General features: G+C 62.7%; 22 protein-coding genes. 9 read left to right on the top strand and 13 right to left on the bottom strand.

The annotated features are described in order from the left end of the window. Positions 1 to 81 precede the first annotated feature (81 nt). The 9 genes from DQW91_RS03350 to mutM form a co-directional block, all read right to left on the bottom strand. Entirely contained in the window at positions 82 to 696 is a 615-nt protein-coding gene (locus tag DQW91_RS03350) for a LysE family translocator (protein WP_112662110.1), read from the bottom strand. A 108-nt stretch (positions 697 to 804) separates the two neighbouring features. Further along, on the bottom strand, positions 805 to 1,956 hold the full coding sequence (gene recF / locus DQW91_RS03345; RefSeq protein WP_112662109.1) for a DNA replication/repair protein RecF: 1,152 nt from the start codon (positions 1,954 to 1,956) through the stop codon (positions 805 to 807). A 217-nt stretch (positions 1,957 to 2,173) separates the two neighbouring features. Then, positions 2,174 to 3,292 (bottom strand): DNA polymerase III subunit beta, encoded by a 1,119-nt coding sequence (dnaN, locus tag DQW91_RS03340; protein ID WP_112662108.1) that lies wholly within the window; start codon positions 3,290 to 3,292, stop codon positions 2,174 to 2,176. 275 nt (positions 3,293 to 3,567) lie between these two features. Beyond that, positions 3,568 to 5,010: a chromosomal replication initiator protein DnaA gene (gene dnaA, locus DQW91_RS03335; protein ID WP_245410904.1), complete on the bottom strand. Its 1,443-nt coding sequence runs from the start codon at positions 5,008 to 5,010 to the stop codon at positions 3,568 to 3,570. Between the two features lie 820 nt (positions 5,011 to 5,830). Next, complete coding sequence (gene rpsT / locus DQW91_RS03330; protein ID WP_112662106.1) at positions 5,831 to 6,097, bottom strand: 30S ribosomal protein S20; 267 nt, start codon at positions 6,095 to 6,097, stop codon at positions 5,831 to 5,833. A gap of 170 nt (positions 6,098 to 6,267) precedes the next feature. Continuing rightward, entirely contained in the window at positions 6,268 to 7,059 is a 792-nt protein-coding gene (locus DQW91_RS03325) for a TSUP family transporter (RefSeq protein ID WP_112662105.1), read from the bottom strand. A gap of 21 nt (positions 7,060 to 7,080) precedes the next feature. Then, a complete protein-coding gene (locus DQW91_RS03320) occupies positions 7,081 to 7,854 on the bottom strand; it encodes an enoyl-CoA hydratase (RefSeq protein ID WP_112662104.1) in 774 nt (257 codons plus the stop codon). Between the two features lie 73 nt (positions 7,855 to 7,927). After that, positions 7,928 to 8,728, bottom strand: a complete 801-nt coding sequence (locus DQW91_RS03315) for a DUF2189 domain-containing protein (RefSeq protein WP_112662103.1) — start codon at positions 8,726 to 8,728, stop codon at positions 7,928 to 7,930. A gap of 61 nt (positions 8,729 to 8,789) precedes the next feature. Continuing rightward, a complete protein-coding gene (mutM, locus tag DQW91_RS03310; protein WP_112662102.1) occupies positions 8,790 to 9,710 on the bottom strand; it encodes a bifunctional DNA-formamidopyrimidine glycosylase/DNA-(apurinic or apyrimidinic site) lyase in 921 nt (306 codons plus the stop codon). Between the two features lie 92 nt (positions 9,711 to 9,802). Between mutM and ubiE the strand changes: the two genes are divergently transcribed. The 6 genes from ubiE to cysK all read left to right on the top strand — a co-directional run bounded on the left by ubiE (position 9,803) and on the right by cysK (position 15,310). Beyond that, complete coding sequence (ubiE, locus tag DQW91_RS03305; protein WP_112662101.1) at positions 9,803 to 10,552, top strand: bifunctional demethylmenaquinone methyltransferase/2-methoxy-6-polyprenyl-1,4-benzoquinol methylase UbiE; 750 nt, start codon at positions 9,803 to 9,805, stop codon at positions 10,550 to 10,552. 1 nt (position 10,553) lies between these two features. Further along, a complete protein-coding gene (gene ubiB, locus DQW91_RS03300) occupies positions 10,554 to 12,122 on the top strand; it encodes a 2-polyprenylphenol 6-hydroxylase (RefSeq protein WP_112662100.1) in 1,569 nt (522 codons plus the stop codon). Between the two features lie 2 nt (positions 12,123 to 12,124). Continuing rightward, positions 12,125 to 13,336, top strand: a complete 1,212-nt coding sequence (gene coaBC, locus DQW91_RS03295) for a bifunctional phosphopantothenoylcysteine decarboxylase/phosphopantothenate--cysteine ligase CoaBC (RefSeq protein WP_198411758.1) — start codon at positions 12,125 to 12,127, stop codon at positions 13,334 to 13,336. Further along, positions 13,333 to 13,797, top strand: coding sequence for a dUTP diphosphatase (gene dut, locus DQW91_RS03290; RefSeq protein ID WP_112662098.1), 465 nt, complete (start codon positions 13,333 to 13,335; stop codon positions 13,795 to 13,797). Before coaBC ends, dut begins: the two co-directional genes overlap by 4 nt. Before the next feature lie 3 nt (positions 13,798 to 13,800). Continuing rightward, a complete protein-coding gene (locus DQW91_RS03285; RefSeq protein WP_112662097.1) occupies positions 13,801 to 14,250 on the top strand; it encodes an RrF2 family transcriptional regulator in 450 nt (149 codons plus the stop codon). Between the two features lie 97 nt (positions 14,251 to 14,347). Further along, positions 14,348 to 15,310 (top strand): cysteine synthase A, encoded by a 963-nt coding sequence (gene cysK / locus DQW91_RS03280; protein WP_112662096.1) that lies wholly within the window; start codon positions 14,348 to 14,350, stop codon positions 15,308 to 15,310. 9 nt (positions 15,311 to 15,319) lie between these two features. On the opposite strand, the gene DQW91_RS03275 is transcribed toward cysK, so the two are convergent. Beyond that, positions 15,320 to 15,580, bottom strand: a complete 261-nt coding sequence (locus tag DQW91_RS03275) for a glutathione S-transferase N-terminal domain-containing protein (RefSeq protein ID WP_112662095.1) — start codon at positions 15,578 to 15,580, stop codon at positions 15,320 to 15,322. Positions 15,581 to 15,737: 157 nt separating this feature from the next. On the opposite strand from DQW91_RS03275, the gene DQW91_RS03270 reads away from it, so the two are divergent. Then, positions 15,738 to 16,970 (top strand): MFS transporter, encoded by a 1,233-nt coding sequence (locus DQW91_RS03270; protein ID WP_112662094.1) that lies wholly within the window; start codon positions 15,738 to 15,740, stop codon positions 16,968 to 16,970. 64 nt (positions 16,971 to 17,034) lie between these two features. On the opposite strand, the gene typA is transcribed toward DQW91_RS03270, so the two are convergent. Further along, positions 17,035 to 18,864 (bottom strand): translational GTPase TypA, encoded by a 1,830-nt coding sequence (gene typA / locus DQW91_RS03265; protein ID WP_112662093.1) that lies wholly within the window; start codon positions 18,862 to 18,864, stop codon positions 17,035 to 17,037. Positions 18,865 to 19,113: 249 nt separating this feature from the next. On the opposite strand from typA, the gene DQW91_RS03260 reads away from it, so the two are divergent. Next, positions 19,114 to 19,578: a YybH family protein gene (locus DQW91_RS03260; protein WP_112662092.1), complete on the top strand. Its 465-nt coding sequence runs from the start codon at positions 19,114 to 19,116 to the stop codon at positions 19,576 to 19,578. 144 nt (positions 19,579 to 19,722) lie between these two features. On the opposite strand, the gene DQW91_RS03255 is transcribed toward DQW91_RS03260, so the two are convergent. Further along, positions 19,723 to 20,826, bottom strand: coding sequence for a site-2 protease family protein (locus DQW91_RS03255; RefSeq protein WP_112662091.1), 1,104 nt, complete (start codon positions 20,824 to 20,826; stop codon positions 19,723 to 19,725). 174 nt (positions 20,827 to 21,000) lie between these two features. Here DQW91_RS03255 and DQW91_RS03250 point away from each other — a divergent pair, with 174 nt between their 5' ends. Next, the gene (locus DQW91_RS03250; RefSeq protein ID WP_112662090.1) at positions 21,001 to 23,838 is read left to right on the top strand and encodes a M10 family metallopeptidase C-terminal domain-containing protein; all 2,838 of its coding nucleotides are present in this window, start codon (positions 21,001 to 21,003) and stop codon (positions 23,836 to 23,838) included. A 127-nt stretch (positions 23,839 to 23,965) separates the two neighbouring features. On the opposite strand, the gene DQW91_RS17190 is transcribed toward DQW91_RS03250, so the two are convergent. Continuing rightward, positions 23,966 to 26,122 carry a cadherin domain-containing protein gene (locus tag DQW91_RS17190; RefSeq protein ID WP_112662089.1) on the bottom strand — a complete coding sequence of 719 codons (2,157 nt, stop codon included), beginning with the start codon at positions 26,120 to 26,122 and terminating at the stop codon, positions 23,966 to 23,968. Between the last annotated feature and the right edge of the window lie 79 nt (positions 26,123 to 26,201).

The raw sequence follows: 26,201 nt of genomic DNA, 5'->3' as shown, positions 1-26,201 counted from the left end.
ACCCCCGCGCGTATGCGCGCGCGGGGATAGGTCGCGAAAAGGTCTGGAAAAGTCGGGGAACTGCCGCCCCGGCAGGGCGCGTCAACGCGCCGCGATCGCCGCCGCCGCGCCAGCCATGACGGTGCCGGTGGTGCGGTTGAGCGTCCTGATGGCCTTCGGGCTCGTGAAAAGCCTGCGGGCGCGGGCAGCGAGGACGATATAGGCGCCGAGCACCACCGTGAGCACGATCAGCGTCGCCGCGACGAGTTCCACATAACCCAGGACCGAGATGCGGGTGAGATCGAGAAGGGTGGGCAGAAGCGCGAGGTAGAACACCATGACCTTCGGGTTGCCCATGGTCACGGCAAGGCCGCCGAGGAAAAGCTTGGCCGGATGCTCGTGGGCCGTATTCGCCTTCACCTCATGCGCGGCGACCGGCGCGGTCCAGAGCTTCCAGGCGAGATAGAGCAGATAGCCGATGCCCGCCCATTTGATGACGAGGAAAACCTCGTGGAACGCCTGCGCCAGCGCGGCAAGGCCCACGATGGCGAAGGTCAGCCAGACCACGTCGCCGATGGCGATGCCCGCCGTGAACGCCACGGCTCCCTTCGTGCCACGCCCGAGCACGCGCGCGACGATGGCGGCGATGCCGGGTCCCGGCGAAGCGGCCGCAATGAAGAGCGCGGTGGCGAAAACGAGGAGTCCGGCGAGATCCATGACTTACAAACCGATGAGCAAGAGAAGCGGCGGCGCCATCCAGCATACGACATGAGTGGCCGCCTGCGCCACCATCGCGTGCTCGAGCACTCAATAGGCGCAAAGGGCTCAGCGGCTTGAGGTGACCTGTCCGGGCGTGACGTGGAGGAGATCCGCCCGCCCTTCGAGTTCTCCAAAGGCGTTCTCGTCCGCCCCGGTCATCCAGACCTGACCGCCGAGCGTCTCCAACGCATCGAACAGGGCCGCGCGGCGGCGCGGGTCGAGGTGGGCGGCGACCTCGTCGAGAAGGATGAAGGGCGCGATGCCGCTCATGGTGCCGACGAGCCGCGCATGGGCGAGCACGAGGCCGATGAGCAGCGCCTTCTGCTCGCCGGTGGAGGCGCTGTTGGCGGGAATGTCTTTCGGGCCGTGCCGCACGAGAAGGTCCGTCGCCTGCGGGCCGACAAGCGTGCGCCCGGCGGCGCGGTCGCGGGCGCGATAATCGCGCAAGATCGCGCGGTAGCGGTCTTCCGCATCGACGGCGGGCAGCGTCGAAACGAGCGCATCGATCTCGCCTTCGAGGCTGAGTGTCGCGAAGGGAAAGGGCGAGGCGTCGTCGCGGGTCGCTGTGATGAGTGCGGCAAGCCGCTCCGTCGTCTCGCGCCGTGCGGCGGCAACGGCGATGGCAAGTTCTGCCACCTCGCGTTCCAGCGCATCGAGCCAGATCCGGTCGTCGGGATTTTCCTCCAGCACGCGGTTGCGCGAGCGCAAGGCGCGCTCCAACGCGTTGACGCGGGCACCGTGGTCGGCATCGACCGCCAGCACGAGCCTATCGAGAAAGCGACGGCGATCGCCCGCCGGGCCGCGAAACAGCGCGTCGAGATCCGGCGTCAGCCAGACCACGCGCAGATATTCTGAGAAGGCCGTCGGCGAGCCGACGGCAACGCCGTCGATGCGGCACAGGCGCGAGGAGCGCGCGTCCTCTCCCGGCGCTTCGATGCCCGTTCCCAAGCGGTGCTCGCCGAAGGGCGTGTCGAGGGTCAGCGAAACCGCGAAGGAGCCGGGACCGGGCTTTCGCGCCATGTCGCTCAATTCGGCCCGGCGCAGACCGCGCCCGGGCATGAAGAGCGAGATCGCCTCGAGGATATTGGTCTTGCCCGCCCCGTTCTCGCCCACCAGCGCCACGAGCTGGCGCGTGAGGCCAAGATCCAGCGCCGCATAGGTGCGGAAATCCTGGAGCATCAGGCGCGCGATGCGCGAAGAGGGCGGAGCGGAGGACATGCACCGCCTTCTTCGGGGAGGCGGGCCGAAAGATCAAGCGATCCTGACAGGCTTTCCGGACGTGCTCCACCTCATCCTGAGGAGCGGCGAAGCTGCGTCTCGAAGGAGGTTCCAGCGCTGTCGCGCCTCCTCAGGGTGAGACTCCTTGAGGAGGCCCCAAAACGACATCACCGGGGCAAGCCCGGTGATGAAACGCAATAGATTGTGCCGTTTGGCGTCAGACGCGCATCGGCATCAGCACGTAGAGCGCAGGCGCGCCCTCGCGGTCCTGGATCACGGTCGGCGAGCCGGGATCGGCCAGCTTGAAGAGGGCGGTGTCGCCGTCGAGCTGGGCGGTGATGTCGAGAAGGTAGCGGGCGTTGAAGCCGATATCGATCTCACCGGCGTCGTAATCGACCTCGATCTCTTCAGTCGCGCTGCCCGAATCCGGGTTGTTGACGGTGAGCGTCAGACGGCCCTCGACGAGGGAGAGCTTCACGGCGCGGCCGCGTTCCGAAGAGATGGTCGAGACGCGGTCGACCGCCTTGGCGAAATCGCCGCGCTCCACGGTAAGCAGCTTGTCGTTCCCGACCGGGATGACGCGCTGGTAATCCGGGAAGGTGCCGTCGATCAGCTTGGAAGTCAGCACCAGCCCGTCGAAGGTCAGGCGGATCTTGGCGGGGGAGAGTTCGATCTGCACGCTCTCGCTGCCGTCCTCCACCAGCTTCACGATCTCGGCCACGGCCTTGCGTGGAATGATGACGCCGGGCATGCCCTCCGCGCCGTGCGGCGCAGGAAGTTCCACGCGGGCAAGACGATGCCCGTCGGTCGCCACCGCGCGCAGCACGGGCGAACCCGAGACATCGGCGGTGTGGAGGTAAATGCCGTTGAGATAGTAGCGCGTCTCTTCCGTCGAGATCGCGAACTGCGTCTTCTCGATCAGGCGCTTCAGGTCGGCGGCGGACACCGTGAAGCGATGCGGCAGGTCGCCGGCGGCGAGATCGGGAAAGTCGCTCTCGGGCAGGGATTGCAGCATGAAGCGTGAACGGCCCGAGCGCAGCTGCATCTGGCCGAGATCGCCGGTCATTTCGAGGGAGACCTGCGCGCCGTCAGGCAATTTGCGCACGATGTCGTAGATCACATAGGCCGGGATCGTGGTCGAACCGGCCTCGGTGATCTCGGCGGGAATCGTCTCCGTGACCTCGATATCGAGATCGGTCGCCTTCAGACGCAGCGCGCCGTCCTCGGCGCGCAGAAGGACGTTCGACAGGATTGGGATGGTGTTGCGGCGTTCAACGACGCGATGCACATGCCCCAGCGCCCTCAACAAAGCGGCGCGCTCAACGGTAACTCTCATTGCCCAACACCCATTGTCGTTGGAATTTCTTGGCTTTAGAGACTGCTCGTGTCTCCTTGAAACACGAGCAGTCTCTCGATTTCTTTATTGCCGCATGATCCAGGCGAACAACCGGTTCCCACTTGTTCTGATCATGCTTCAGGCCCGGGTCCGGGCCCCTTCGAGCGGGCGGCAAGATTGGCGAAGGTTGGCCCCAAAAGCAAGGCCAGGCCCCGCTTCCCTCAACAATCCACCATCGGCTCATGGAGACGGCGCGCCAGGCGCGCCGTGGCGGCTTATTCCTGCAGCATGCGCTTGAGGAGTTCGACCTCGTCGTTCAGCGCATTGTCCTCGCCCAAGGCCTTCTCGATCTTGCGCACCGCGTGGAGAACGGTGGTGTGATCGCGCCCGCCGAAGCGGCGGCCGATCTCCGGCAGGGAGCGCAACGTGAGGACCTTCGACAGATACATGGCGATCTGGCGCGGGCGCACCACGGCGGCGGTGCGGCGCTCCGAGAGGATGTCGGAACGGGAGACGTTGTAGCGCGAGGCCACCAGCTTCTGGATGTCCTCGATCTTCACCCGCTTCGGCTCGCGGTTGCGCACGAGATCGCGGATGGCGGCCTCGGCGGTTTCCAGCGTGATCGCCGAACCGGTCAACGTGGCGTGGGCGAGAAGCCGGTTTACCGCGCCTTCCAGATCACGTCCGTTGGCGGTGATGGTGCGCGCCACATAGGAGATGACGTTCTGCCCGATCTCGAAGGTCGGATGCAGGGATTTCAGCGTGTCGATGCGGTTCGACAGGATCGAAGCGCGCAGCGCTTCGTCGAGCGCGCCGACTTCCACCACGAGGCCACCCGCGAGGCGCGAGCGCACGCGCTCGTCGAGGCTCTCGAGATCCGTCGGCGGACGGTCCGCCGCCACCACAATCTGGCGGCCCGCATCAATGAGGGAATTCAGGGTGTGGCCGAATTCCTGCTGGATCTGCTTGCCCTGGATGAACTGCACGTCGTCGATGATGAGAAGATCGATGCCGCGAAGGCGCTCCTTGAAGGCGAGCGAGGTCTGCGCCTTCAGGGAGGCGACGAAGCCGTACATGAAGCGGTCGGCGGTGAGGTAGATCACGCGGCGCCCTTGCGCGCGTGCCTCATGGCCGATGGCATGGAGAAGGTGCGTCTTGCCGAGCCCGACGCCCGCGTGGAGATAAAGCGGATTGTAGATCGCGGGCCCGCCCTGGTGATGCGCCACCCGGTCGGCGGCGGCATGGGCGAGCGCGTTCGAGCGGCCAACGATGAAGCTCTCGAAGGTGAGGCGCGCATCGAGCGGCGCGCCGCCAAGATCGGCGGCATCGCCACGATCCTCGCTCACGGGCTGGAGCGTGGGCTTGGCCTCGCCGATGATGTTGGCGCCGATCACTGCGGTGGAAGCCACCGGGCGCGGGGCCTCGCTCGGACGCGGGCGGGGAGAGGCCTCGCGGCCCAGCGTGTTGCGCACGCCGAGATTGATGCGCTCGATGGCCGGAGCCTCCGCACGGTAGAGAGACAGAACCCGGTCGGCATAATGCGACTCGATCCAGCTCTTCAGAAAACGGGTCGGAACGGTCAGATAGGCACAACCGTCCACGACGGCGTCCAACTCGAGCCGGCCGAACCAGCTCGCGAAAATGTCCTCACCCAACTCCGCGCGCAGGCGGCGTTTTACGCGGGCCCAGATTTCGGCCGACGCTTGCGCTGCGGACATGTCGAGATCGCTTTCTGCCGAAACGGACTGCGCGCGATTCTCTTCGCTCGTGCGATGCATAAAATTCCCCTCTCGGACCTTGTCCCGAAAGACAAAGCCCACACGCCAGCTGATAGCCCTGACACCCCGGACAAAAATTGTCCTAGAGGGGTACAGGACGCGGCGCCCCCAATAATCATACAGAAGACTAAGTTTTTTACGTTTGAACTGAGGTGGCTTTACTCAAAGTCACCTCATGGGAAACCCCTCGAGAGTTTCCAAGAGAAGACCCAGATCAAGGAAGCGCTTTTCTTGCTTGTTTGTTGTGCGAGACAACGCCAATCCCCCGTGCCTTGAGATTTTTACCTTGATTGTTGAGCGGGTGACTTCGCGGCGGGCCGCTGAAGTTGAGTGACCTTACACAGGGGGGTTTGGGCGTGCAACACGCACTCCGGCACCGCCGATGTTGAGACAGGGTTGCAACCCCGTCCACAGGTTTTGAACCGCACCGATAAAGCACTGACTCTCCAATGATTCAGCGTTGCTTCAGGCTGCATTCGGAAGGGTGAAAAAGAGTTTTTTCGCCTATGCCGAATCGCCCCCGATTCGGTCGAAATGCGGGGTCGTTTCCGATGCCCTCCGTATCTTTGCCTGCTAAGTTATTGTTAAAACTTGGTCTTTTCTGCGCGATTCAAACTCGGCAAAGCCGACTAGCCACCCATTATGAACAGCCCAGAGTCAAGCTGCGATGTGGATAAAAAACCTCTCTTTTGGTCGAATTTCAGGCAACAAAAAACCCGGCCGAAAGGCCGGGTTTTGATCGTCGCGCGGATGCGAAAAATCAGGCGCTCAGGGTCTGGATGCGGTGAGCCAGACGGGAGACCTTCCGCGACGCGGTGTTCTTGTGAACGAGGCCCTTCTGGGCCGCGCGCATCATCTCCGGCTCGGCGGCACGAAGAGCCGCGAGAGCGTCGTTGCGGTTGCCGGCGGCGATGGCTTCCTCGACCTTGCGGACGAAGGTGCGCATGCGGCTGCGGCGCGAACGGTTGACCGCGGTGCGCTTCGCGATCTTGCGGGTCATCTTCTTGGCGGACACGGTGTTGGCCATGGGCCTGTCCTCGTCTTTCAAAATCCGATGCGAAGAGCCTTGTGAGCCTTGAGCCCGGGCGGCAATCGGTGATGTGGAAACTGGAGAGCCCGCGGCGGCGCGCGGGCTCATGTGTGGCGGCTTATAGACTCAAGGAGAGGCGAACGTCAACGGCGACAGGCCTTTCAGCGTCAAAAAAGCGCTTTGAGCGCCTGACGCCACGGATTGGCGGGGTCGATCAGGAGGCGAGTGGCCATGAGGGCCGACACCGCAACCAGCAGCGGGCGGATCAGGCGGGAGCCGAGCCGCATGGCGAGCCGGGAGCCGATCTGCGCGCCGAGGAAGGAGGCTCCGGCCATCACGAGGCCCACCGGCCAGACCACAGCGCCCGTGGAGGCGAAGAGCGCGAGGGAGCCGAGATTGCTAGCAAGATTGAGCAATTTCGTATGGGCGGTCGCACGCACCACCCCGTAGCCGAGCAGCATGACGAAGGCGAGCATATAGAAGGAGCCGGCGCCCGGGCCGAAGATGCCGTCGTAGAAGCCGATGGCGACGGGCGCGGTGAGGCCGAAGGTCAGGGCGGACATGCGGGCGTGCGCATCCGCATCCCGTACCTTGGGAGAAAGAGCGAAGAAAAGGGCGATGCCGATCAGGAGAACGGGGATCATGGCGTCGAGCACGGAACGCGGCAGGAAGCGCACGCTGAGCGCCCCGGCGATTCCGCTGACGAAGGCGATGGCCGCGAGCGGCAGGGCCGCGCGCCAATGGATCAGCCCCTTGCGGCCGAAGGCGTAGGTCGCGGAGGCCGCCGCGAAGGAACCTTGCACCTTGTTGGTGGCGATGGCGTGGGCCGGGTCGAATCCTGCCAGCAGGAGGGCGGGCAGCGTCAGAAGACCGCCGCCGCCCGCAATCGAATCCACGAAACCGGCCAGAAGCGAAAGTGCCGCCAGCGTCGCGAGCATGTCGAAGCCGAGATCGCCCATGATTTTGTCGAAAGGCCGCTCTTAATCGTTCTTGAAGTTCGGCGCGCGCTTCTCGACGAAGGCGGCCATGCCTTCCTTCTGGTCGGCGGTAGCGAACATGGCGTGGAACAGGCGGCGCTCGAAGCGCACGCCCTCGGCGAGGGTCGTCTCGAAGGCGCGGTTGACGCTCTCTTTCGTCATCATGGCGATGGGAAGCGACATGGACGCGATGGTCTCGGCGGTCTTCAGGGCATCGCCAACAAGGTCCGCCACCGGAACGATGCGGGAGACGAGGCCGGCGCGCTCGGCTTCCTCCGCGCCCATCATGCGCCCGGTGAGGCACATTTCCATCGCCTTCGCCTTGCCGACGGCGCGGGTCAGGCGCTGGGAGCCGCCGGCTCCGGGCATGACGCCGAGCTTGATCTCCGGCTGGCCGAACTTGGCGTTGTCGGCGGCGATGATGAAATCGCACATCATGGCAAGTTCGCAGCCCCCGCCGAGGGCAAAACCCGCGACGGCGGCGATGATCGGCTTGCGGCGGTTCGCGACCTTGTCCCAGGCGGTGATGAAATCCCCGAGATAGGTCTGCGGGAAGGAAAGGCCTGCCATTTCCTTGATGTCGGCCCCGGCGGCGAAGGCCTTTTCCGAGCCGGTGATGACGATGCAACCGATATTGGCGTCAGCCTCGAAGGCATCGAGGGCCGCGTTCAACTCGCTCACGATGGTCGAGTTGAGGGCGTTCAGCGCCTGCGGGCGGTTGAGGGTGACAAGACCCACCTTGCCGCGGGTCTCGACCAGGATCGTTTCATAAGCCATGCCGTCGCCTCCCTGCATTTGCAGATACCGGTAGGCGAGGCGGCAGGGCTCGGCAAGTGGCAATCTGGCGGCGCTACACTACGACCTTGCGATAAAGATGCCAGGTGGCGTGGCCGAGAACCGGCAGGGCGACGGCAAGGCCGACCATCGCGGGCAGGAAGCCAAGGAACAGCCCGAAGGCCACGATGAGGGCCCAGACCAGCATCGTGCGAGGGTTGGTCGCGACGACCTTGAACGAGGTCCGGATCGCCGTGCCGATGCTCACATGCCGGTCGAGGAGGAGCGGGAAGGAGACGATGCTGAGGCAGAAGGCCAGGGCGCTAAACGCGAACCCGATGGCGTTGCCGATCAGGATCAAAAGCCAGCCTTCGCGGGTGGTAAGGACTTCGCGCAGGAACGGCAGCATCGAATCGGCGGTGCTCTTGCCGAACAGCGAGAGATAAAGCGTCTCGGCCACGCCGACCCAGACAAGGAAAATGCCGGCCAGCATGAGGCCTAGCACCAGGATGGAACCGATAGCGGGCGAGACGAACACGTCGGTGGCGTACCTGAGGGAGGTCGGCAGCCCGCGCTCCCTGCGGCGGCTCAGTTCATAAAGGGCGAGCGCAGCGAAGGGGCCAACGAGGGCAAAGCCGGACACCACAGGAAAGAGCAGCGGAAACAGGCGATAGCCGAACATGAACCGCGCCAGGAAGAGGCCGATGATCGGGTAGAGCACGATCAGGAAGAACACCTGCGAGGGCATCGCCCAGAAATCGTCGAAGCCCTCTCTTAGGGCGTCTTTCAGGTCCTCGATGCCAATCCGGCGCACGGGCAGCGCAGCCAGATCGTCCTGAACCTCGCTGGAGTTCGAAACAACGTGGATCTTCACCATGAGGCGGCTCCTGAACCGGTTCAGGCAGGGTCCGATCCCAAATACGCAACCTGCCAGCTTATCAACCGCCAGACGCCACGGGCCGTTCCACCCTGCGGCCACGCCGCTGGCATTGCGGGCAATAGAAGGTGGAGCGGCCGGATTGCACGAGGCGCGCCACCGTTCCGGTGCACCGAGGCGTGACGCAAGCCTCCCCCTCCCGGTCATAGACACGGAAGGTGTGCTGGAAATAGCCGAGGGTGCCATCCACCTGGGCGTGGTCGCGCAAGGTCGAGCCGCCCGCCTTCACTGCCTCGGTCAGGACGTCGCGGATGATGTCGGCGAGTTCGTGAGCCTTGGCCGTCGGCTTCCCCGCTTTGGTGGCGAGCGATCCGGCGGGGGCCTGCGGGTGGAGCCCTGCCCTAAACAGCGCCTCGCAGACATAGATATTGCCGAGCCCGGCGATCAGGCTCTGGTCGAGAAGCGCGGCCTTGAGGGGCGTGCGCCTGTCCGCGAAGAGCCTCGCGATGGTCTCGCCCGAGAGTTCGTTGCCGAGAGGCTCGATGCCCATGCCCGCGAAATGGCGGCAGGTCTCGATCTCAGTGCGCGGCACGAGGTCCATGAAACCGAAGCGGCGGGTGTCATTATAAGTAACGGTCGCGCCGTTCGAGAGGGTGAAGACCACATGGTCGTGGGGGCTCGCCTTGCCCGGATCGTGGTGGAAGCTCCCCGGCTCCCGCGTCGTGCCGTCCATCGTCACGAGAAAGCGACCTGACATGCCCAGATGCATGATGAGAACCTCCCCCGAGGAGAGATCCGCCAGAAGATATTTCGCCCTCCGCCCCAATGAGACGACCTCCTGCCCCTCCAGCCGCTCGGCGAACCTGTCGGGGAAAGGAAAGCGCAGGTCCGGGCGGCGCTGCTCCACCTTTGAGAAGCGCGCCCCGGTCATGGCGGGGGCAAGGCCCCGGCGGACGGTTTCGACTTCGGGAAGCTCGGGCATCAACCATCTCTCTCAAGTCAGATAGCCCTCACATAGCCATTCGCTTAACCTTCCGCTATGGATCGCGGCCAAAGGCGTTGAAAGGTAGACCCATGTCCGACCAGAGCACCCATTTCGGTTTCAAGACCGTGCCTCTCGAAGAGAAGCAGGGCCGGGTCAACGAGGTGTTCCACTCCGTGGCGGGCCGCTACGACCTGATGAACGACCTCATGTCGGCGGGGCTCCACCGGCTCTGGAAGAACACCCTGGTCAACATGCTGCGCCCGCCCAAGGACAGGCCGTTCCGCCACCTGGACGTCGCCGGCGGCACCGGAGACGTGGCGTTCCGCATTCTCGAAGCGGGCGGGCCGCAAACCAAGGTGACCGTGCTCGACATCAACGGCGACATGCTGGAAGTGGGCCGCGAGCGGGCGGGGCATCGCTATGGCGAGCGCATCGACTTCGTTGAGGCCAACGCCGAATCCCTGCCCCTCGAGGACAAGAGCTTCGACGCCTACACCATCGCCTTCGGCATCCGGAACGTGCCGCGCATCGATCTTGCCCTCAAGGAGGCCTACCGGGTGCTCAAGCCCGGCGGGCGTTTCCTGTGCCTCGAATTCTCGAAGGTGGACGTGCCGGGCCTCGACGCCATCTACGAAGCCTACTCCTTCAACGTCATTCCGAAGCTGGGGAAGATGGTGACAGGCGATTCCGAGTCCTATCAGTATCTCGTCGAATCCATCCGCCGCTTCCCCGCGCCTGCCGCCTTTGCGCGGATGATCGAGGAAGCGGGCTTCAAGCGCGTGTCCCACCGCGCCCTGACGGCGGGCGTCGTCGCCATCCATTCCGGCTGGAAGATCTGACGTGGTCAGCATCGTCCATCTCGCCCGCAACCTGCGCGCCGGTTTCGTCCTAGCGCGGGAGGGCGCGCTCGCCCTCGTCGACCCGAACGCTCTGCCGCCCTCGGCGCGTTTTGCCCTGCGTGTGGCGCGGATCGTGGAGCGCCGGAACATCGGGGACGGCGCGGCGCGCCTGTCCGCGGCGCTAACGCGGCTCGGGCCTTCTTATGTGAAGTTCGGCCAGTTTCTCGCGACCCGCCCCGACATCGTGGGGGCACAGGCCGCGCGGGATCTGGAACAGCTGCAGGACCGCATGCCCCCCTTCCCGCGCGACGAGGCGGTGAAGACGGTGGAGGCGGCGCTCGGCCGCTCCATCGGCACGCTCTTCCTCGATTTCAGCGAACCGCTCGCGGCGGCTTCCATTGCGCAGGTCCACAAGGCCCGGATCAAGACGCCGGAAGGCGAGGAGACCGTCGCCGTGAAGGTGGTGCGCCCCGGCGTGCGCGAAGGCTTCGCGCGCGATCTTCAGGCCATGCGCGCCGCAGCGAAGACGCTTGAGCGCTTCATGCCCGAAGCGCGCCGCTTCAAGGCTCAGGAAGTGGTCGAGACGCTTGCCCGCTCCGTCGCCGTCGAGATGGATCTTCGGCTCGAGGCGGCGGCCATGTCGGAATTGGCCGAGAACACGAAGGACGATCACGATTTCATCGTGCCGAAACCCGAATGGGATCTCACCGCGCGGGATGTTCTCACCACCACCTGGATCGACGGCATCCGCCTCAATGATCTTGCCGCCATCGACGCCGCGGGCTTCGACCGCGTGAGCCTCGCGCGCACGCTCATCCAGTCCTTCCTTCGCCATGCCATTCGCGACGGGTTCTTCCACGCGGACATGCACCCCGGCAACCTGTTCATCGATGCGAAAGGCCGCCTCGTCGCGGTGGATTTCGGCATCATGGGCCGCCTCGGCATGAAGGAGCGCCTGTTCCTCGCCGAAATTCTCCTCGGCTTCATCCAGCGCGATTACCGCCGCGTCGCGGAGGTGCATTTCGAGGCGGGCTACGTGCCGCCGCACCACTCGGTGGAGGACTTCGCGCAGGCCCTGCGCGCCATCGGCGAGCCGATCCACGACCGCCGCGCCGACGAGATTTCGATGGCGAAGCTTTTGACGCTTCTCTTCGAGATCACGGCTCTCTTCGACATGGCGACGCGCACCGAACTCGTGATGCTGCAGAAGACGATGGTCGTGGTGGAAGGCGTGGCGCGCAACCTCGACCCGAAGCTCGACATGTGGGGCACCGCAGATCCTGTCGTGCGCGGCTGGATCGAACGCCATTTCGGGCCGCTCGGGCGCATCGAGGAAGCGGGCAAGGGCGTGCGGACGCTGGCGCATGTCGCCGCGGATCTCCCCGCCATGGCGGTGAAGACGAAAGCGCTTCTCGACCGTGTCGAGGAAATGACGCGTGACGGCGTGCGGCTCGATGCGCAGAGCATCGCCGCTATCGGCCGCGCCGAGGCGCAAGGAAACCGCTGGGGCAATGCGGCCTTGTGGTTTGTCGTGGTGTTGCTGATGATCCTGGTGTTCGGAGTGCTGTGAGCATGACGCTGTCGGGCAAGCGCATTCTTCTCGTGATCGGCGGCGGCATCGCCGCCTACAAGTCGCTCGACCTCATCCGCCGCCTGCGCGAGCGCGGCGCGTCCGTGCGCTGCATCCTCACGGCGGGCGCGCAGGAATTCATCACCCCGCTTGCCGCCGCCGCCATTTCGGGACAACGCGCGCACACCAATCTCTTCGACCGTGAGGATGAAGCCGATATCGGCCATATCAAGCTTGCGCGCGATGCCGATCTCGTCGTCGTTGCCCCCGCCACCGCCAATCTCATGGCGAAGATGGCGGGCGGCCATGCGGACGATCTCGCCTCCACCGTCCTTCTCGCCACGACCCTGCCGATCCTGATCGCGCCCGCGATGAACGTGCGCATGTGGCAGCACGCGGCGACGCAGCGCAATCTCGCGACGCTCACGAGCGACGGCATAAAAGTCGTCGGCCCCAATGACGGCGCGATGGCGGAAGCCGAGTTCGGCCCCGGCCGCATGTCGGAGCCTTTGGAGATCGTTGCCGCTATCGAAACTCTCCTGACGCCGAAAGGCGCGCTGGCGGGGCGACACGTTCTCATCACCGCGGGCCCGACGCACGAGCCCATCGACCCGGTGCGCTACATCGCGAACCGTTCGTCCGGCAAACAGGGCTACGCGATTGCCCGCGCCGCCGCCGAGGCGGGTGCGCGCGTCACGCTGGTGGCGGGGCCGACGGCCCTTCCCGATCCTGCGGGCGTGAATGTCGTTCACGTCGAGAGCGCGCGTGACATGCTGGCGGCAGTCGAGAAAACGCTGCCCGCCGACATCGGCATCTTCACCGCCGCCGTCGCCGATTGGCGCGTGGCGAGTGCCGCCGGCGAGAAAATGAAGAAGATGGGCGATGTGCCGCCCGCTCTCGCCCTTGTCGAGAACCCCGACATTCTCGCCACCATCGCGCATCGCACAGTGGAACGCCCCGCCATCGTCGTCGGCTTTGCCGCCGAGACGGAAAAGGTGATCGAGCACGCACAGCAGAAGCTTTCGCGAAAAAGGGCTGACGTCATCGTCGCCAACGACGTGTCGGCGGAAAGCGGCGTGATGGGCGGCGACAACAATACGGTTCACCTGGTCTCCGCCTCAGGCGTCGAGACATGGCCGACCCTCGACAAGGGCGAGGTCGCTCGCCGGCTTGTCGAGCGGCTCGCCCACATGATCGAGACACGCAAATCATGACGACAACCTTACGTGTACTCCGCCTCGCCCACGGCGAGGGCCTGCCGCTGCCGCGCTATGAAACCGACGGCGCGGCGGGGCTCGACCTCATCGCCGCCAACCCCGCCGATGCGCCGGTGGTCTTGAAACCGTCCGAGCGCGCCCTGATTCCGACCGGGCTCGTGATTCAACTCGAGCCGGGTTTCGAGGCGCAGGTGCGGCCCCGCTCGGGACTCGCGTTCAAGCATGGCGTGACGGTTCTCAACGCACCGGGAACCATCGATGCGGATTATCGCGGCGAGGTGCAGGTGTTGCTCGTGAATTTCGGACAGGAGCCCTTCGCGATCCCACGCGGAACGCGCATCGCCCAGATGATCGTGGCGCCCGTGTCGCGCGCGGCGCTTGTCGAGGTCGAGACGCTTGACGAGACGGCGCGCGGGCACGGCGGCTTCGGCTCCACGGGCCTGACCCGGGAGGGTTGAGCGATGATCCTGCTCTCCCGCCGTTCGCTTCTCGCCATCGCCGCCGTCACCGACATCGCGCTCCATGCGCGGCCCATGCCGGTTTCGGCGAAGGCCCTCGCTGCCCGTCACAACCTGCCGCCCCGCCATCTGGAGCCGATCCTGCAGGCGCTGGTGCGCCAGGGCATCCTGAAGGGATTGCGCGGGCCGCGCGGGGGCTATGAGCTCGCCCGCGAACGCCGCCGCATCACGGCGGGGGACATCGTGCGCATCGCCATGTCCGTGACGGAGGAAGACGGCGCGCCGCCGTTGCCGGAATCGCGCCTCGTCGAGGCCATCATCATGCCCGTCGTCGAAAAGGGAACCGGCATTTTCCTCGCGGCATTGGATGAAGTGACGGTGGAAGATCTCTGCAACAGGGCTCAGACCGAAGGAGCGGTGGAGCCGATGTCGGCGATTGATTTCACCATTTAAATTTGTGAATTAAGATAATTATCGACATAAAGCGGGAAAAGGAATAAATAGCCTTCAACTCGTCGTTTCGGCACGTTTTGACATTTGGAGGATTCCTATGGCCGACCAAACCAAACCCGGTCGCGGGCGCATCTACGGTTCAATCACGGAAACCATCGGCAACACGCCGCTGGTCCGCCTGAAGCGCCTGCCCGCCGAGCGCGGGATCGATGCGGAGGTCCTCCTGAAGCTTGAGTTCTTCAACCCGATTTCGAGCGTGAAAGACCGCATCGGCGTCAGCATGATCGACGCGCTGGAAGCGCAAGGGGTCATCAAGCCGGGCACCACCCTCATCGAGCCGACCTCCGGCAACACGGGCATCGCCCTTGCCTTCGTCGCCGCCTCGCGTGGCTACAGGCTGATCCTCGTCATGCCGGAGACGATGTCGCTCGAGCGCCGCAAGATGCTCGCCTTCCTCGGCGCAGAGCTCGAACTCACCCCCGGCCCGCTCGGCATGAAGGGCGCCGTCGCCAAGGCGGAGGAGCTGAACAAGGAAATTCCGAACTCCATCATCCCGCAGCAGTTCCGCAACCCGGCCAACCCCGAGATCCATCGCAAGACCACGGCGGAAGAGATCTGGAACGACACGGACGGCAAGATCGACGCCTTCGTCGCGGCTGTCGGCACCGGCGGCACCATCACCGGCGTCGGCCAGGTGCTGAAGCCTCGCCTGCCGAACCTCAAGGTGTTCGCGGTGGAGCCTGAGGATTCGCCGGTTCTGTCGGGCGGCCAGCCCGGCCCGCACAAGATCCAGGGCATCGGCGCAGGCTTCGTGCCGGAGGTTCTCGACCGCTCGATCATCGACGAGGTGGTCACTGTCGGCAACCAGACCGCCTTCGACACCGCCCGCAAGCTCGCGAAGCTGGAAGGCATCCCCGGCGGCATCTCCACGGGTGCGAATGTCGCGGCGGCGCTGGAGATCGCTTCGCGCCCCGAGTTCAAGGGCAAGCGCATCGTCACCGTCGCGCCGTCCTTTGCGGAGCGTTACATTTCGAGCGCGCTGTTCGAGGGAATTGGCTAGCCCTCGCGCTCAAGAATTCATGACGATCACGAATCGAAGGGCGGCGTGAAGCCGCCCTTTTTCATTGTGAGCGGATTCCCAGAACCGTTGGCCCGCGTCCTTAAGCACGGGAATCATGCCGACGGGATTGAGCTCGAGAAATTCCGGATCCGCGACGGGCCGCGTTCCGCCGCTCCAATCGATCCGCTCAAAGGGAAGACCAAGTTCCACACAGGTCCAGAGCACCTTCCGGACGTTGATCGACCCCGCGTATCCGTGGATCTTCAGCATGGATGCCTCGCTTGCGCCGTGGTTCCACTCTCGCCCGCCTGGCGGACGGCCTGAGGCCAAGCACCCAGCTCTTGGGGAACACCACAGGAATCGGGTGTCCGCCGACGCTTCGATAACACATGACCTCAGACGAAATGCAACAACATCAAGTTCACCCATGACCCAGACCCTGCCCTCCTCGTTCCGCTCTCTTGCCCTTTCCAATCTCGCCGCCCAATCCGCCGAGCAGATCAGCCTGGCGGCCGCCCCCATCATCGCGGTGCTGGCCCTGGGTGCGGGCACAGGCGAGACGGGCCTTCTGGCCGCCGTGCAGACATTGCCGTTCCTGCTATTGTCCTTTCCCGCCGGAGTCCTGGCCGACCGCATGCCGCGCCGCGTTTTGATGATGGTCGCCGAGGGCTTGAGAGCTGTCACGCTGCTGGCACTTCCCGCCCTGGCGATGCTCGGATGGTTGTCGGTTCCGGCGCTTGCCATCCTCGGCTTCCTGGCCGCGACCGGAACCGTGGTGTTCAGCGTGACCGCGCCAGCGTTGATCCCGACCCTTGTTCCGCGCAGCCTTCTGGCGCGAGCGAACGGCCAGATGGCATTGGCCAGCAGCATGGCTTTCACCGCAGGGCCCGCCCTTGCCGGAGTGCTCGTCGGCTGGGCCGGAGCGTCGCAAACCTTCGTACTCGCTGCAGCGCTCTCCCTTGTGGCGATCCTCGTCCTTATCCGCGTGCCGGAGGCGCCCCGATCCCAGCCCTCCGAGCGCCATATCTGGCGCGACCTGAAGGAGGGCGCCTCCTTCGCCTGGAATCATCCGCTTCTCAGGCCTCTCCTGCTCACGGCGGTCGCCTGGAACTTCGCCTGGTTTGTGCTGCAGGCGGCCTACGTCCCCTATGCGGTGAGCATCCTCGGGCTCACCGCGTCGGGGATAGGCACCTCGATGGCGACCTACGGCATAGGCATGGTCGTCGGAGCCCTGATCGCCCCTCCGCTTGTCGCCCGCCTCACCTTTGGCACCGCGATTCTGGTCGGGCCGTTCGCTTCGGTCGCGGCAGCGCTGACCATGGCGGCCACCCTGTGGGTGCCGTCCGGCATTCTCGCCGCGCTCTCGTTCTTCCTCTTCGGCGCGGGCCCGATCCTATGGATCATCAGCCAGACGACGCTTCGCCAGACAGTCACCCCAGGCCACCTGCTCGGACGTGTCTCGGCGATTTTGATGACGGCGACGGCAGGCACCCGCCCGATCGGCGCCTTCGTCGGCGCCGCCATCGGTGCTTACTACGGACCGCAGCTCTGCATCGTGGTGGCTGCTTTGGGCTTCGTCGTCCAGCTCCTGGTCATCCTGTCCTCAGCAGTGCCGAAACTGGAGGCGTTGCCGGAGCCCGTGGAACCGGCCGCAGCCTAATCGCAAAACAAAAAGGCCGCCTCGAAGGGCGGCCTTTTTCGATTGTGGTGAAGGCGAGAGCGCGTTACGCGCTCAGGGCTTCCTTCGAACGCTCGGCGCGCTTGCGGTCGTTCGGGTCGAGGATCGCCTTGCGGATGCGGATGGACTTCGGCGTGACTTCCACGAGTTCGTCGTCCTGAATCCAGGCCAGCGACTTTTCGAGAGTCATGCGGATCGGCGGAGTGAGGCGCACCGCTTCGTCCTTGGAGGTCGTGCGGATGTTGGTGAGCTTCTTGCCCTTGAGCACGTTCACTTCGAGATCGTTCTCGCGGTTATGCTCGCCGACGATCATGCCCTGATAGACCTTCCAGCCCGGCTCGATCATCATCGGGCCGCGGTCTTCCAGATTCCACAGGGCGTAAGCGACAGCCTCGCCCTGGTCGTTGGAGATCAGCACGCCGTTGCGGCGGCCGGCGATCTCGCCCTTGTAGGGCTCATACGAATGGAACAGGCGGTTCATGATCGCGGTGCCGCGCGTATCGGTCATCAGCTCGCCCTGATAGCCGATGAGGCCGCGGGTCGGAGCGTAGAACACGAGGCGCTGGCGGTTGCCGCCGGAGGGGCGCATCTCGACCATGTCGGCGCGGCGCTCGGACATCTTCTGCACCACGACGCCGGAATGCTCCTCGTCCACGTCGATGACCACTTCCTCGATGGGCTCGAGCATCTGGCCGGTGGCCTCGTCCTTCTTGAACACCACGCGCGGACGCGACACGGCAAGCTCGAAGCCTTCGCGGCGCATGGTCTCAATGAGAATCGCGAGCTGCAATTCGCCGCGACCGGAAACGTAGAACGAGTCCTTGTCCGCCGCTTCCTCGATCTTGAGCGTCACGTTGCCTTCCGCTTCCTTGAACAGGCGGTCGCGGATCATGCGGCTCGTGACCTTGTCGCCCTCGGTGCCGGCGAGCGGCGAGTCGTTGACGATGAAGGACATGGTGACGGTCGGCGGATCGATGGGCTGTGCCTGGATCGGAATGTCGTTCTCGGGCGCGCAGAAGGTATCGGCCACAGAGCCCTTTTCGAGACCCGCGATGGAGACGATGTCACCCGCCTCGCCGAGCTCGATCGGCTGGCGCTCAAGGCCACGGAAGGCGAGGATCTTGGAGACGCGGCCCGTCTCGACCACCTTGCCTTCGCGGTCGAGCACCTTGATCGCCTGGTTCGGCTTCACGGTGCCGGACGAGATGCGGCCGGTGACGATGCGGCCGAGGAACGGGTTGGACTCGAGCAGCGTGCCGAGCATGCGGAACGGGCCTTCCTCGGTCTTGGCCGGGGGCACGTGATCGAGCACGAGGTCGAAGAGGGGTGCGAGGCCTTCATCGCTCGGGCCTTCCGGGGACTTCGCCATCCAGCCGTTGCGGCCCGAACCGTAAAGGATCGGGAAATCGAGCTGCTCATCGGTGGCGTCGAGCGCCGCGAACAGGTCGAACACCTCGTTGATGACTTCCTGATGGCGGGCGTCGGGCCGGTCGATCTTGTTGATGGCGACGATGGGGCGCAGGCCGATCTTGAGGGCCTTGGACACCACGAACTTGGTCTGCGGCATCGGGCCTTCGGCCGCGTCCACCAGCACGATGGCGCCGTCGACCATGCTCAGGATGCGCTCCACCTCGCCGCCGAAGTCGGCGTGGCCGGGGGTGTCGACGATGTTGATGCGGGTGTCCTTCCAGACGACCGAGGTCGCCTTGGCAAGGATGGTGATGCCGCGCTCCTTTTCGATATCGTTCGAATCCATCGCGCGCTCTTCCACGCGCTGGTTCTCACGGAAGCTGCCCGATTGGGAGAGCAGCTTGTCGACGAGGGTCGTCTTGCCGTGGTCGACGTGGGCGATGATGGCGATGTTGCGCAGCTTCATAAGGGCTCTTTCAAAAGCAAAACCGTCCGGCTGCGGGGGCCCGCGAGGCGCTACTCTCGAAACCGGAAAAAGGGAAATCGTTGCGATGCAATATAGTGATGTGCCTTTCGCGGCAATAGGGACCGCGTCTTTTCGACGTCGCAGGGGTGCCCGGATAAGCGGCAGGGCGGTCTCAGGCCACGGGCTAGGCAGGTCGCGGTCGACAGGATATCAAAGTTATAACGTCTTAACTTTCAAGGAGGTATTCCGATGCCGTTGACGCTGAGGGCAGCGCTTGTCGCGGGCCTGATTTCGCTCGGGATCTCCCAGGCCGCCAAAGGACAAGCCATGCCTGCACAGGAACTGATCGAGGTCGACCGGGCCTTCAACGCAATGGGCCAGAAGGAGGGCGTGGGGAAAGCCTTCATCGCCTATTCCGCCGAAGGCGCGACGACCCTCATCCGTCCCGGCAACATGCCGATCCTGAGCAAGGGCGAGCTGATCGAGGTGTTTTCGAAGGTCCAGGGCTCGTCCTTGAGCTGGGAGCCGCTGAAGGCGGAAATCGCGGCGAGCGGCGATCTCGGCTACACGTTCGGGCGCTACAAGGTGAGCGAGAACGGCGAGGTCAAAAGCCACGGCGTCTACGTCTCTATCTGGAAGAAGCAGGCCGACGGTTCCTGGAAATTCGTGCTCGACGGCGGCGGAACCACGCCGCAGGAAGTGCCGAAGCCTTAAGAGCCTGTTTGGACATGTAGACCTCATCCTGAGGAGCAGGCTTCAGCCTGCGTCTCGAAGGAGTGTCCAGCGCCCCCTGGAGACGCCTCGCCCTTCGGGACGGGCCTCCTCGGCCCTCCTCACGGGCTCTGAGGTAGATACCCCTCAGGCCGGGCGCTTGCCAAAGCGCCAATCCGGCTTGACGCTCGTCACCATCATCATTTCCGCGACATTGTCCGGCGTCACCATGCCGACGAGCCTGTGCGCCCGATCGAGCACGAGGAGCGCCGGCGCCTTCGCCGTGGTGAGCAGGGTGAGCGCGGTCTCGAAGGGCTGCCAATCCTCCACGGTGGCGAATTCGCGGCTCATCACGTCCCGCACCGCCGTCGTCGGTGAGCCCTCGCGCAGGGCGAGAATCAGGCTGTCGCGGGTGAGCAGGCCAAGCGGGCGGCCATCCTCGCCGACCACCGGAAACTCCTTCTGGGAGGTGCGTAGCATCAGCTCCACCGCCTCATCGAGGGTGGAGGCGACGGACAAGGTCTCAATGGTGCTCACCATCGCATTGCGCACGGCGAGCCCGCGCGTCCCGTCCTGCAGCGCCACGTGTTGGGATTCGGCGGTGGCCGCGAGATAGATGAACAGGCCGATCACAATCAGCATGGGATTCACGAAAAGCCCCGCCAGCGCGAACAGAAAGGCCGTTGCCTGACCGATCCGTGCGGCGATGCGCGTCGCCTCGGCATGGTTCATCCGCATGGCAAGGAGCGCTCGCAACACCCGCCCGCCATCCATCGGGAAGGCCGGAATCAGGTTGAACAGGAACAGGATGATGTTGGCCGAGGCCAGCCGCGCCAGCAGGTTCGCACGCGGATCGTCGAGCCCCGTCACCACCGCCTCGTTGAAGCCGATGCCGATGATGAGGACCAGCACGGCGGCAATGAGCACATTCACCAGCGGCCCGGCGATGGCGATCAGGAGTTCCTGCTTCGGATCCTCCGGAATGCGCTCGAGGCTCGCGATGCCGCCGATGGGCCAGAGCGTCACCTCCGGCGTCCTGATGCCATAGCGCCGCGCGGTGAGGATGTGCCCGAATTCATGCGCCAGCACGCAGGCGAAGAGGAGCACGATGAACAGTACCCCGCTGACAGCCGCCTCCCGCCCGCCAAGCTGCCACTGCGCCGCGCCGATCCAGATGAGGAACAGCACGAACGTCACATGAATGCGCACCGCCGTCCCGGCGATGCGCGCAATGGGAATGGACCAGAGCATGAAGGTCTCCGCGCGGGCCTGTTCTTTAGGTGGGGCGCGGGGAGGGGTTTCGGAAGCCTGCGAGTACGACCGAATTTTTTCTTTGACTATATATAACGTTACAATTCTATTATAAGTAGATTTATGGCTTGGATACACCCTGTTTGATCCAAGAGATTTCAGACGGAGACACAAATGACCGCCCTTGCCACGACCGCTGTGCCCACTGACGGCGATGACTTCATCGAGGTTGGGCCAGGGCTGCCGCGTGTTGAGATCGACGCAGGCGAGGGCGACGATACGATCCTGCTCAAGCCTACCGCCGAACTCAGCGAGTTCTTCATCTACAGGTACGCGCACAAAAATTTCGAATTCGTGCAGGGCACGTCTGCTGACGAGATCGTTCACATCCATCCAGACGTTTTGGCCTCTCTCAAGGGCTTCGATGGTGGAGGAGGTAAAGATGAATTGGTGATCGATCTTGCGTGGGTCAGCTATACCGGAGACAAGTACACGCTCGATCTCAGCAATGTTGATATTCGCAACACGGAAATCTATTTTGAGAACTTCCTGCTAAGCCATTGGCTCATACTCAAATTCAAAGATAAGGCAGCAGCTCTTGCGACAAAACCGGGGTCTCGAAAAGCAATACTCGACTTCTCGGGCACGGATGTTGTTTTTAACCTCGAAGAGCGCAATCAGCTATTCAAGAATGGTTTCGAGACCATCAAGGATGCAAGCGGCGAGTATCAGTACTGGGCATTTGGCCTTAGCAACTTCGATAAGGATTACCAGTATGTCCGCTCGGGTGATGCTCCTGTCTATCTCGATGTAAAACGAAATGCGTTTCTGCCTTACATCACGCCCGGCGGGGGAAGCCTCGAAGTTAGCGCTCCGTTTGGAACGCTTGGACTAGACCAGAGCGGCGCTATTCGGCTTGTCAAAGGCGCTGATGGTGTGTTGCATGCCATGGTTGATCTGACGCCTGACGATGGCCTGGAAAACAGAGTCGATATCGGCACGATTGCGAAAAGCTCGACGAGCTGGCTATGGGTCTTCAATTTCAACGAGAACGCGACCGCAGAAGGCATCCAGGAAATCATCCGAAGCCTGACCTTTCAGCTCGACTTCCCTCATGATCGGGCTGCATATGATGGTCTTACCAGAATAACGATCACCGATGCAGCCGGTGTATCAAAAGACTATTTCAACACTGTTTATTTATTGCCTAAAAATGTAGATGGCCTCGATACAAGCGAGAACTCGGCTCCCGCCTCGGATGGCGATGACATGTTTCTTGCTGTGCCTGACATTTTCCGCGGTGACTACAGTCTCAACGGCGGCGAAGGAACGGATACGCTTTTCCTCGGTGACCGATATGCCGATTTCGATCTTAGTGTCTTAGCCGAGTTTTCCGGCTTTGAGAGGATCGTCTTTCATCAATATGGTGGGAGTTTATATATCAATGCAGAGCAGTTGAAGGGTGTCGATGCGATTTCGGCACCAGAGAAGCTATATGGATATTCTGCTTTTATCTGCCTGCTTGGAGACGAGCGCTCGATATATAACCTCCAAGGCAAGACATTTAGCGGGAACTATGAAATGTTCCTTGTTTCTGACTATGGCACCATTGTTTTGAATGATAAAAGCTTAGCTCTATCGGGTTTTAACGCAAGGGACGTTATAACGGATGATGGACTTGCGGGTAAACGTATTCATCTCATCGGCGATACTTTTAACGTTGCCGAACGCAATATATTAAGATCTTTAGGTGTCACTGATATCTGGGACGATAGCGATGATGGTGCAGGCAATGCTGCGCCGATCATCAACGATCTGGATGACGAGAAGATCATCACATCGAAAGGCGAGGTTGTTGCTCTCGATGTTGGCAGCAATGCTACATTCCGAGACGATGTGCGCATCAGAAAGATCAACGTCGCCGTGACAAGCGGTAATGCTGCTGATGCGCTTGGCATCTCGATGGACGGCTTTATCAGACTGCTCGATGGCCTGACGGAAGGTGGCGAAATTGCCGATACCAGAACAGGCATCACCTTCGCTAACATCTATGACGTTACGAACTCATCCTTCGAGATCATGCTCAATGCGAATGCGACGGCGGACCGCATCGATCTGCTTATTCGCGCACTCACCTATACCTATGGCGGAACGGCTGAAGGTTGGCGTCGCGAAATTCTGATATCGGCCTCGGATCATGCCGATAAAACTACGACTGCGAGGGTCGTCGTTACAGATAATCTGCCTCCTATTGAACCTGAACCGAACAAAGCTCCGACCGATCTTGCGCTGAGCGGCGCCTCGATCCTCGAGAACGCCGCAGCCGGAACAGTGATCGGAACGCTGAGTGCCAGGGACGGCGACGGCGATGCGCTGACCTACACGCTCACCGACGATGCGGGCGGGCGCTTCGAGATCCGTGACGGCAGGCTGGTGGTGAAGGCAGGCGCGGTGCTCGACTACGAGACCGCGAGCTCGCACAAGATCACCGCCATGGTGTCGGATGGCGAGGCGACGGTCGCGAAGGACTTCATCATCCATGTCGGCGACGTGCTGGAGAGCCTGACCGGCACCCGCAAGAAGGATGTGCTGAAAGGTGGCATTGGTGCGGACCGTATCAACGGCGGTTCCGGCAACGATATACTCACGGGCGGCGACGGTGCGGATCAGTTCGTGTTCAACAGCGCCCTCGGCAAGGGCACGAAGGCCAGCAATCAGAACAAGAAGGTGAACTTCGACACGATCACCGACTTCAAGCCCGGCGATGACAAGATCCTGCTCGACAACGCCATCTTCAAGAAGCTCGGCAAGGGCTCGGTGAATTCGCCGGGTGCCCTGAACAAAAAATTCTTCAAGAAGAACAAGGCCACGGACAAGGACGACTACCTGATCTACAAGAAAGGTATCGTCTATTATGACGCCGATGGGGCAGGCACGAATTACAAACCCATCGAGATCATCAAGATCGCCAACAAGGCATCGCTCTCCGCAGCGGACTTCCTCATCATCTGAGAGTGACGATCTTATCAATGAAAACGGCCGGGATGAGCCCGGCCGTTTTTCTTTTGCCCGCCGCTCTCTCGCTCGTTCTGAGCTGAGACCGCGCGAACAAAGCCTTGCTGCGTATCCGCCATCGTTGTCAGACGATGAGAAAATCGCTCGCGGTGAGCTTGAGGTTCTTGGGCAATTTCGCGATCTCAACGGCCGCTTTCTCGCCGGAGCCGTCCTGATCGTAGTAAAGAATGCCCTTCTTCTTGTCGTAGATCAGGTAGTCGTTTTCGTCCTTGGCCTTGTCACCGATGGTGAAGAACTTTTTGTTCAGCTTGCCCGGCTTGGTCTCGGTTCCCTTGCCGAGTTTCTTGAACACCGCATTGTCGAGCCAGATCGTATCGTCCTTGACATCGAAGTCGGTGATCTTGTCGAGGTTGGTTTTCTTGTTCGGCTTGGTATTGAAGACAAAGACGTCCTTGCCCGCCTTTCCGGTCAGCGTATCGTTGCCGAGGCCGCCATAGATACGGTCCTCGCCCGCCGTGCCGATCAGGACATCCTTGCCCTTGCCGCCGCGTAGGATGTCGAGACCGTCGATCAGGTGGACGGTGAGGACAGCCTCGTGGCTGGCGCCTGCCCGGTCCGTCACTTTGATCCGGACTTCGCGCAATGCGTCCTTCTCATAGTCCAGGTCGCTGCCATTCTTGACCACGAGCTGTCCGTTGCTCACCTCGAAACTGTCGGCGGCATCACCCAGCACTTCATAGGTGACGCCATCCGGACGATCGGCAACGCGAAGCGTTCCAACCACCGTGCCCTTTGCGGCATTCTCCAGCACCGTGTTGCCGCTTAGCGAAACTTCGTCGGGGCTGTCATTCACCTGGATGATAAAGGTTTTCGTGTAGGAGGCCCCGGCCTTGTCGCTGACCTGGATGCGGATCTGGTGCGAGGTCGCCGTCTCGTGATCGAGCTTGCTCGGAGACTTGACCACGAGCTTGCCGTCCTTGATCTCGAAGCGCCCTTCGGGGTCGTCGAGCAGGGTGTAGGTGAACACGTCGCCGTCGTTGTTATCGGTTGCGCTCAACGTTCCGATAGTTGTGCCGTAAGCCGCATCCTCCGCGACTTGCAGGCCATCCAGATCCAGGGTATCGGGCGCGACATTGAACTCGAACTGTCGATGCCGTATGGCACCTGATCCGCTGTTCGCCCATGTGATGATCCAGCTGCCATCGGGCAGTTCCATGACACTCGGGGCTGCTGAACCGGAAATATATGTGGTGCTGACCAATTGATCGACCGGGTTGTTCTCCGCATCGGTGAACATCGCCTGACCGTCGCGGTCGTAACGTTGCTGGTAAAGCGGCCCCCAACTATCAGCCTGCCATACGACCAGCCAGCCGCCATCGGACATGGCCTTCACGGTCAATGCTTCTGCTGTATGGGCGGCGGCTTTCGAGGCGTTGACGCGCTCTGCCTCTCCTTCTGGAAGCCCATCTCGGTCATAGCGCCGCTGATAAAGATCTGCGGGTCCCCCGGACTCCCCGGACATCCATATGACAAGCCAGCCGCCATCTTTCAGCGCTGTTACGGATGGCTTGGTGTCATTCTGGCCCCCTATAGTGCTGACGAGCACTTCCGTACCATTGCGGCTGCCATCGGCATTGTACCGCTGTTGTTTTACGTTGCGATGATCATCCCAAGTGACGATCCAACCACCATCCGCTAATGCAATCGTATTTGGGTTTGTTTCCGTTTCGCCGGTGCTGGTGTTGACGCGTTCGTCCCGCGTCCCAATCGCTGTTCCTGTGGCGTCGTACCTCTGCTGATAGATGTCCCTGTTGTAGCCGCTTGCCTCGGATCCAACCCATGTGACCAGCCAGCCGCCGTCCTTCAAGGCTGTCACATGCGAAAGAAACTGATCCTTGTCCGCCGTTCTGTTGACACGCTCTGGGGGCGCATGAACGGAGCCATCCGCGTTGTACCGCTGCTGGTAGACGTTCACATCCCTCCCATCATCCCATTTCTGCCACGTAGCCAACCAGCCGCCATCGGCGAGGGCGACGACGTTGATGCCTTCAGCAGGCTCGGTCGTCGAGGTGTAGAGGGTGGCTTTCGAGCCGATGGTATTGCCGCCAGCATCATAGCGCTGTTGATGGATGCTCGTTATCTGAGAACCAAAATGCGAAGCGTCCCACGTGATCAGCCAGCCGCCATCCTTCAGGAGAGTGATCGTGGTGTTTCTCTGCTCCCAGCCTTCCGAATAGCCGCTGATGATCTGATCGTCGCCGCGATGGAAGATGGCCGCCATTTTTCGAACCTCGCCAAGGATATTAAACAATATAATGTTGCTTAATATCCTAGCTTAGTTGTTCGAGAAAGGGCCAATT

This window comes from Microvirga flavescens (assembly GCF_003290125.1).
Taxonomy (GTDB): domain Bacteria; phylum Pseudomonadota; class Alphaproteobacteria; order Rhizobiales; family Beijerinckiaceae; genus Microvirga; species Microvirga flavescens.
This window is presented reverse-complemented; position numbering and strand designations above follow the sequence as displayed.

What these genes read in the sequence shown, in the direction of transcription:
- dut (WP_112662098.1), top strand. Translation starts at nt 13,333, where the DNA reads ATGACGACAACCTTACGTGTACTCCGCCTCGCCCACGGCGAGGGCCTG.
- DQW91_RS17190 (WP_112662089.1), bottom strand. Translation starts at nt 26,122, where the DNA reads ATGGCGGCCATCTTCCATCGCGGCGACGATCAGATCATCAGCGGCTAT.
- DQW91_RS03255 (WP_112662091.1), bottom strand. Translation starts at nt 20,826, where the DNA reads ATGCTCTGGTCCATTCCCATTGCGCGCATCGCCGGGACGGCGGTGCGC.
- typA (WP_112662093.1), bottom strand. Translation starts at nt 18,864, where the DNA reads ATGAAGCTGCGCAACATCGCCATCATCGCCCACGTCGACCACGGCAAG.
- dnaN (WP_112662108.1), bottom strand. Translation starts at nt 3,292, where the DNA reads ATGAGAGTTACCGTTGAGCGCGCCGCTTTGTTGAGGGCGCTGGGGCAT.
- DQW91_RS03285 (WP_112662097.1), top strand. Translation starts at nt 13,801, where the DNA reads ATGATCCTGCTCTCCCGCCGTTCGCTTCTCGCCATCGCCGCCGTCACC.
- DQW91_RS03250 (WP_112662090.1), top strand. Translation starts at nt 21,001, where the DNA reads ATGACCGCCCTTGCCACGACCGCTGTGCCCACTGACGGCGATGACTTC.
- cysK (WP_112662096.1), top strand. Translation starts at nt 14,348, where the DNA reads ATGGCCGACCAAACCAAACCCGGTCGCGGGCGCATCTACGGTTCAATC.
- ubiE (WP_112662101.1), top strand. Translation starts at nt 9,803, where the DNA reads ATGTCCGACCAGAGCACCCATTTCGGTTTCAAGACCGTGCCTCTCGAA.
- rpsT (WP_112662106.1), bottom strand. Translation starts at nt 6,097, where the DNA reads ATGGCCAACACCGTGTCCGCCAAGAAGATGACCCGCAAGATCGCGAAG.
- recF (WP_112662109.1), bottom strand. Translation starts at nt 1,956, where the DNA reads ATGTCCTCCGCTCCGCCCTCTTCGCGCATCGCGCGCCTGATGCTCCAG.
- DQW91_RS03325 (WP_112662105.1), bottom strand. Translation starts at nt 7,059, where the DNA reads ATGGGCGATCTCGGCTTCGACATGCTCGCGACGCTGGCGGCACTTTCG.
- DQW91_RS03260 (WP_112662092.1), top strand. Translation starts at nt 19,114, where the DNA reads ATGCCGTTGACGCTGAGGGCAGCGCTTGTCGCGGGCCTGATTTCGCTC.
- DQW91_RS03315 (WP_112662103.1), bottom strand. Translation starts at nt 8,728, where the DNA reads ATGGTGAAGATCCACGTTGTTTCGAACTCCAGCGAGGTTCAGGACGAT.
- coaBC (WP_198411758.1), top strand. Translation starts at nt 12,125, where the DNA reads ATGACGCTGTCGGGCAAGCGCATTCTTCTCGTGATCGGCGGCGGCATC.
- dnaA (WP_245410904.1), bottom strand. Translation starts at nt 5,010, where the DNA reads ATGTCCGCAGCGCAAGCGTCGGCCGAAATCTGGGCCCGCGTAAAACGC.
- mutM (WP_112662102.1), bottom strand. Translation starts at nt 9,710, where the DNA reads ATGCCCGAGCTTCCCGAAGTCGAAACCGTCCGCCGGGGCCTTGCCCCC.
- DQW91_RS03275 (WP_112662095.1), bottom strand. Translation starts at nt 15,580, where the DNA reads ATGCTGAAGATCCACGGATACGCGGGGTCGATCAACGTCCGGAAGGTG.
- DQW91_RS03350 (WP_112662110.1), bottom strand. Translation starts at nt 696, where the DNA reads ATGGATCTCGCCGGACTCCTCGTTTTCGCCACCGCGCTCTTCATTGCG.
- DQW91_RS03270 (WP_112662094.1), top strand. Translation starts at nt 15,738, where the DNA reads ATGACCCAGACCCTGCCCTCCTCGTTCCGCTCTCTTGCCCTTTCCAAT.
- DQW91_RS03320 (WP_112662104.1), bottom strand. Translation starts at nt 7,854, where the DNA reads ATGGCTTATGAAACGATCCTGGTCGAGACCCGCGGCAAGGTGGGTCTT.